The sequence below is a fragment of the Bradyrhizobium sp. STM 3809 genome (genome assembly GCF_000239795.1).
Taxonomy (GTDB): Bacteria; Pseudomonadota; Alphaproteobacteria; order Rhizobiales; family Xanthobacteraceae; genus Bradyrhizobium.
The window spans coordinates 1-6,496 of record NZ_CAFJ01000071.1 but is presented as its reverse complement, the minus strand read 5'-3'; the positions used below and the strand labels follow the sequence as shown (position 1 = coordinate 6,496).

At 66.7% G+C, this 6,496-nt stretch carries 6 protein-coding genes; 3 read left to right on the top strand and 3 right to left on the bottom strand.

The window, feature by feature from the left end:
* The 3 genes from chlG to BRAS3809_RS03490 form a co-directional block, all read right to left on the bottom strand.
* Positions 1 to 762: chlorophyll synthase ChlG (gene chlG / locus BRAS3809_RS03500; protein WP_035655200.1), on the bottom strand; the 762-nt coding region annotated here is incomplete at its 3' end.
* A 16-nt stretch (positions 763 to 778) separates the two neighbouring features.
* Positions 779 to 2,146 (bottom strand): transcriptional regulator PpsR, encoded by a 1,368-nt coding sequence (ppsR, locus tag BRAS3809_RS03495; protein WP_240535588.1) that lies wholly within the window; start codon positions 2,144 to 2,146, stop codon positions 779 to 781.
* A gap of 139 nt (positions 2,147 to 2,285) precedes the next feature.
* Positions 2,286 to 3,296, bottom strand: a complete 1,011-nt coding sequence (locus tag BRAS3809_RS03490) for a cobalamin B12-binding domain-containing protein (RefSeq protein ID WP_240535587.1) — start codon at positions 3,294 to 3,296, stop codon at positions 2,286 to 2,288.
* 115 nt (positions 3,297 to 3,411) lie between these two features.
* Here BRAS3809_RS03490 and bchF point away from each other — a divergent pair, with 115 nt between their 5' ends.
* From bchF to bchB, 3 genes are all read left to right on the top strand, one after another.
* Positions 3,412 to 3,996: a 2-vinyl bacteriochlorophyllide hydratase gene (gene bchF, locus BRAS3809_RS03485; protein ID WP_008960723.1), complete on the top strand. Its 585-nt coding sequence runs from the start codon at positions 3,412 to 3,414 to the stop codon at positions 3,994 to 3,996.
* The gene (locus BRAS3809_RS03480; protein WP_008960722.1) at positions 3,993 to 5,279 is read left to right on the top strand and encodes a ferredoxin:protochlorophyllide reductase (ATP-dependent) subunit N; all 1,287 of its coding nucleotides are present in this window, start codon (positions 3,993 to 3,995) and stop codon (positions 5,277 to 5,279) included. The genes bchF and BRAS3809_RS03480 overlap by 4 nt, the downstream gene beginning before the upstream one ends.
* A 1-nt stretch (position 5,280) precedes the next feature.
* The coding region (gene bchB, locus BRAS3809_RS03475) for a ferredoxin:protochlorophyllide reductase (ATP-dependent) subunit B (RefSeq protein WP_035655199.1) at positions 5,281 to 6,496 on the top strand (1,216 nt) is incomplete at its 3' end.

Below are 6,496 nucleotides of genomic sequence, written 5' to 3'. Positions count from 1 at the left end.
CGCCGGGCGGCCCCAGATGATGAGCAGCGCCAGCACCGCCACCTGCGCCAGCGCCATCGTGATGCAGGCAAGGCGCGCGGCGCGCTCGGGGCCGAGCAGCACCGGCAGCGAGTTGACGCCGCTGACGCGGTCGCCGCCGATCGACTTGAAGTCGTTCAGCGTCATGATCCCGTGCGCGCCCAGGCTGTAGAGCAGCGCGATCGCCAGCACCGGCCAGGACGGCGCCGCTTCGCTCATGATCGCCGCCGCCGTGATCCAGGGCAGGCCCTCGTAACAGAGGCCGACGGCGCTGTTGCCCCACCAGCCGTTCTGCTTCAGCCGGATCGGCGGCGCGCTGTAGGCCCAGGCGAGCGCGAGGCCCAGCGCGGCCGCGGCGAAACCCCAGGTGCCGAGCAGCGAGGCGACGCCGAGCGACAGCACCGTCCAGATCAGCGCGATGTACAGGCCCCAGCGCCCGGGAATGCGGCCCGAGGGAATCGGCCGGTCCGGCTCGTTGATTGCATCGACATGGCGGTCGAACCAGTCGTTGACCGCCTGGCTGGTGGCGCACACCATCGGCCCGGCGAGCACCAGGCCTGCGATGACGATCGGCCAGCGCGGCGCCAGCGGCGCCCCCGACGACACCACGCCGCAGCCGAACGCCCAGATCGGTGGAAACCAGGTGATCGGCTTCAACAACTCGAGAACGGCCGAGGGCTGAAGCCTTGACGGAAGCCTCGAGCGAAGCTCGGGGGCAAGCGGGACGGGCGCGATCTCGGTCATTGCAGAACTCTTCCCACTATTCCAACTGACTGTCTTCCTCGCTCGGCTCGGCCATGCCGTAGCGCCTGAGCTTGACATAGAGGCTCTGCCGGCTGAGGCCGAGCATCTCGGCTGCGGTGGCGCGGTTGTCGCCGGTCAGCTTGAGCGCGGTCTCGATGCACATCCGCTCGATCACGTCGGTGGTCTCGCGCACCAGCTCCTTGAGCGGCACGCGGCCGATCAGCTCGGCGAGCTGCTCGCGCGAGCGCGGGATGAAGGCGTGGTCACCGCCGTCGCCGGTGATGCGCGGGCCGACATTGCGGATGGTGAAGCCGAGCCGGGCCTGGCCGGGCGCACCGACGGTGGTGGCGGAGATCTCGACATCCACCGGCGAGCCGTGCTCGCCGCGGACGACGCTGGAGAACAGCTTCAAGGTGCCGTGCTGGCGCAGATTGCTGAGCATCACCGAGAAATCGACCGCCGACTTGCCGATCCAGCGGTCGATCGTCTCGCCCATGATCTGGTGCATGTTCTCGATCTGGGCGAGCTGCAGGAAGGTGGCGTTGGCGTGCAGCAGCCGGCCGTCCATGTCGGTGATGACGAAACCGTCGGGGGCCGATTCGACGAACTGCACCAGCTGGGTGTTGACGTCGGACGCTTTCGGCAGCGCCGGCTGGCCATGTTGCGGCGAGAAGCGCAGCAGGAAGAACGACGAGGTGTCCTGGCGGAAGAACGTGCCGTCGAGCAGGTAGTCGCGGCCGCCGTCGAGCGTCACCTTAGCGCGCTCGATCTTGCCCTGCGAGCGGATCGCCAGCGACAGCGATTGCGCCAGCGACAGGTCGTCGATCAGCAGCGCGTCCGGAAACAGTTTGCCGATCAGATTGGCGGCGCCGTGGTCGAGCAGGTCGGCGGCGGCCGGGTTGGCCTCGACGATGCGATGGCTCGTCGCGTCGATGATCAGCACCGGCTCGGCGGTGATCTGGAACAGGATCCGGTAGCGCGATTCGGCGTTGCGCATCCGCGAGTAGTCGCGCTCGATCGCAACCTGCGCCTCGATCAGCTTCTGCTGGAGGGCTGCGGTGGCCCGCACGTCGCGGCCGACCGCGATGTAGCGGGCTGCGCCCTTGATCGCGACGACCGCGAACAGGATCGGGATGTCAGGCCCGCGCGCGGCCGGGTAGCGCACCTCGCGCCAGCGCGACACCTTGCGCTCCGAGGCTTCGGCTAACAGCAGCTCTGGCTTGGTCTGGCTTTCCTCGGACACTGTTGCTTGCCAGGATCGGCCGATCCACTCGTCTGTGTTTCTCAATTCAAGCGGGAGACCGGCCTGCTGAAAGGCCAGATCCTGGATGTTGCCGTCGGCGTCGAGCGCGAGCGCAATGTCGGACGCTGCGGCCACCAGCATGGCCGCAACATCCGCATTGAGATCGCCAAGCGACTCTTTCGGAGCTCTGAACGCCCTCACCAACGCCGTTGTCCTCCCAATCAAGGAGCCTTCGCGCGGCAAGTCTCGTTCCAGCATTCATCTTCACTGCACCCTAAAGCTATCGCCGTTCGGTCAGCAGACTGACGACGTGCCGGGCTTGCGAAGCCTCTCTGCTCATGTCGGAGACGACACCGTCGCCACCGACCAGGAGAACGAGTTCAGGCCGTTCAATAAACGCAGGACCGCAGACCAGCACGCCGATGTCCTGGTTGGAGGACTCGCGCCGGACCATCCTTATGTTTGAGGCGAGATCGTCAAGCTTCTTGTCGCTGGTGGCGAAGAACTCGACGACGTTGAACCATTGCGTGCGAATCGTGTCGATGAAACCACGATCTGCCGTATCAGGTTCGATCCAGGTGTCCCAGCCGTCGCGGCGAAAGAATTCGCCGGCGAGCACGACGCCGAACATCATGTGGCCGATCTCGCGCCGATCGCCAGGCGCCGTCGTCAGCAGCACCCGCAATCCTGTCGGCGCCACCGCCAGCTCGGCGCAGAAGGCCGAGCTGAAATGACGCAGCAGCTGCTGCAGCCGCCACAGCGCGAGCGTGACGTCGGCGAAGTCGCGCTCGTCGTCGGCCCATAGATGCCGCAGGTGGTTTGCCGTGGGCACCAGGAGATCGAGATAGATCCGCTCCAGCGTCTCGCCGTGATCACGATGCGCCTGGATGCAGGCGACGGCACGATCGTCGTCGGCGTCGAGCACCAGCTCGGCGAAGTCGGCGGCTTCCTGCGCCGAGGCCGTGATGATCGCCGGCACGCGCTCCAGCGCGGACGCATGCGCCATCACCAGCCGCGGAATGATCTCGGCCTCGATCGCTCCGTTCAGCTGCGGATGACGCGTGCTGTGTAAAGGTACATTGACGCGCGGCGATGCCGACGGGTGAAACCCGGCCTGTCCACGCTTCGTCCGAAAGCGTGCTCGCGGAAATCGGGCTGTCTCATTGAGTTCGGTCATCAGCGCCTCCCCTCCATATGAGCGCACGTCACTCGTTGCGTCAATATTATTTGACGTCAATTTTGGTTGACACTCTTCATGCCCAGGTCTAGCGTTTCCCCATCGGGCACGCACTCGGGGATTTGCGATGCGCCACCTGCGAACTGCACAACGTAGCGCTGACCAAACCGAGTGCGGTGCACCAATAATGTCCCTGTGGTTGCCGTCATCGCAGCACCGGGAACTGGTGTTGTCAAATCATCTTTACACATCGTGTGACGCCCAATTCACGTCCGCCACTGATCCGTCGCTGTGGAGTCAACTCTGCTTCACACCCGAGGCAGCCCCGCGTGCAAAGCGGCAAGCGCTTTACACGCCTGAGGAAAAGCTTCGGCGCGACGCCACGCCATGGACCCTGGTGCAGGGCATCCTCGCGCCGCTGCAGTTTCTGGTCTTCCTGATCAGTCTCGGACTGGTGGCACGCTATCTCGCGACCGGCGAGGGCTTGTGGCTCGCCACGGCCTCGGTCGTCCTGAAGACGGCGCTGCTCTACACCATCATGATCACCGGCTCGATCTGGGAGCGGGTCGTGTTCGGACGCTATCTGTTCGCGCCGGCCTTCTTCTGGGAGGACGTGTTCTCGATGCTGGTGATCGCGCTGCATACGGCCTATCTGGCCGCGATCATCGGGCATATCGGATCGGCGCAGCAGCAGATGCTGCTGGTGCTCGCGGCCTACGCGGCCTACGCGATCAACGCGACGCAATTCCTGCTCAAGCTGCGCGCGGCGCGGCTGCAGGAGCAGGCGATGACCAGTGCGGAGCGCGCGTCATGACAATTCATGCGCAAGCCTGTGCAGTGACATCAGTTGCTTCGTCCGACGGCGTGCTGCGCGAGCGCGGCCAGCGCGAGGTGTTCTGCGGCCTCACCGGCATCGTCTGGCTGCACAGGAAAATCCAGGACGCGTTCTTCCTCGTTGTGGGATCGCGCACCTGCGCGCATCTGATCCAGTCCGCCGCCGGCGTCATGATCTTCGCCGAGCCGCGCTTCGCCACCGCGATCATGGAGGAGCGCGACCTCGCCGGTCTCGTCGATGCCAATGACGAGCTCGACCGCATCGTCGCGCAGCTGCTGGCGCGGCGGCCTGACATCAAGCTGCTGTTCCTGGTCGGCTCCTGCCCGTCGGAAGTGATCAAGCTCGATCTGTCGCGCGCGGCGCTGCGGCTGTCGCAGCGCTTCTCGCCAGGCGTCCGCGTGCTCAACTACTCCGGCAGCGGCATCGAGACGACGTTCACGCAGGGCGAGGACGCCTGCCTCGCCGCGCTGGTGCCGGTGCTGCCCGCCGCGGATCGCGGCGCGCGGCCGTCGCTGCTCGTGGTCGGCGCGCTCGCCGATGTGGTGGAGGATCAGTTCAAGCGAACCTTTGCGGCGCTCGGCATCGACAATGTCGCCTTCCTGCCGCCGCGCCGCTCGTCGGAGCTGCCGGCGATCGGGCCCGAGACGCGCGTGCTGCTGGCGCAGCCGTTCCTCGGCGACACCGCGCGCGCGTTGGAAGAGCGCGGCTGCCGCCGGATCGCGGCGCCATTCCCGCTCGGCGGCGAAGGCACCGCGCTGTGGCTCGCGGCGGCCGCCGAAGCCTTCGGCGTCTCGCGCGGCCATGTCGAGCGCACCCTTGCGCCGCTGAAGGCGCGCGCGGAGAAGGCGCTGGCGCGCTACCGCGCGCAGCTCGCCGGCAAGCGCGTCTTCCTGTTCCCGGATTCGCAGATCGAGATTCCGCTGGCGCGCTTCCTGGCGCGCGAGATCGGCATGGAGCTGGTCGAGGTCGGCACGCCCTATCTGCATCGCGATCATCTTGCAGCCGAGCTTCCGATGCTGCCTGCGGGCACGCAGCTCAGCGAAGGCCAGGACGTCGAGCGCCAGCTCGATCGCTGCCGCGAGGCGCGTCCCGATCTCGTCGTCTGCGGGCTCGGCCTCGCCAATCCGCTGGAGGCCGAGGGCCTCACGACCAAATGGTCGATCGAGCTGATCTTCACGCCGATCCAGGGCTTCGAGCAGGCCGGCGATCTCGCCGAGCTGTTCGCCCGGCCGCTGTTGCGGCAAACCAGACTGGCGGTGTGAGATGCAGCTGTCGGTCTGGACATATGAAGGCCCTCCGCACATCGGCGCGATGCGCATCGCGACCGCGATGCGCGACGTGCACTACGTACTGCACGCGCCGCAGGGCGACACCTACGCCGATCTCTTGTTCACCATGATCGAGCGCCGCGACCGCAGGCCGCCGGTCACCTACACCACCTTCCAGGCGCGCGATCTCGGCGGCGACACCGCGGATCTCTTGCAGAGCGCGGCGCGCGCCGCCTACGAGCGCTTCCAGCCGCAGGCGATGCTGGTCGGCGCGTCCTGCACCGCCGAGCTGATCCAGGACGATCCCGGCGGGCTCGCGCAGGCGCTCCGGCTTCCGATTCCGGTCATCCCGCTCGAGCTGCCGGCCTATCAGCGCAAGGAGAACTGGGGCGCTTCGGAAACCTTCTACCGGATTGTACGGGCGTTGGCTGCGTCTTCCGCTGATGGCTCCCCCCGCCATGAACGGAAGGCGGGCGCCCGTCCAGTCTGCAACCTGCTTGGTCCGACGGCTCTCGGCTTCCGTCACCGCGACGACCTCGCGGAAGTGACCAGGCAGGTTGTGGAGCTCGGCATCGAGATCAACGTGGTGGCGCCGTGGAATGCGACGCCGGCTGATCTCGCCCGCCTGCCGCAGGCCGATTTCAACATCGTGCTCTATCCCGAGATCGCGCTGACGGCAGCGCAATGGCTCAACCGTCAGTTCGGCCAGCCCTATACGCGCACGATCCCGATCGGCGTCGGCGCAACGCGCCACTTCATCAAGGAGGTCGCAAGTCTTGCCGGCGTCGATGCAGAGCCAGTTCTGTCGCGCAGTGAGAGCCGGCTGCCGTGGTACTCGCGCTCGGTCGACTCGACCTATCTCACCGGCAAGCGCGTCTTCATCTTCGGCGATGCGACCCACGCGGTCGCGGCGGCCCGTGTCGCCACCCAGGAGCTTGGCTTCGAGGTCGTCGGCCTCGGCACCTATGCCCGCGAATTCGCCCGCGAGATCCGCGAGGCGGCCGCGCTCTACGGCGTCGAGCCGTTGATCACGGATGACTATCTGGAAGTCGAGGCCCGCGTCAGCGAACTCAGGCCGGAGCTCGTGCTCGGCACGCAGATGGAGCGCCACATCGCCAAGCGGCTCGGCATTCCCTGCGCCGTGATCTCGTCGCCCACCCACGTTCAGGATTTTCCCGCGCGCTATTCGCCGCAGATGGGTTTCGAAGGCG

Excerpts from the sequence above, each read along its gene's own strand:
- ppsR (WP_240535588.1), bottom strand. The coding sequence starts at position 2,146 with ATGCTGGTGGCCGCAGCGTCCGACATTGCGCTCGCGCTCGACGCCGAC.
- BRAS3809_RS03480 (WP_008960722.1), top strand. The coding sequence starts at position 3,993 with ATGACAATTCATGCGCAAGCCTGTGCAGTGACATCAGTTGCTTCGTCC.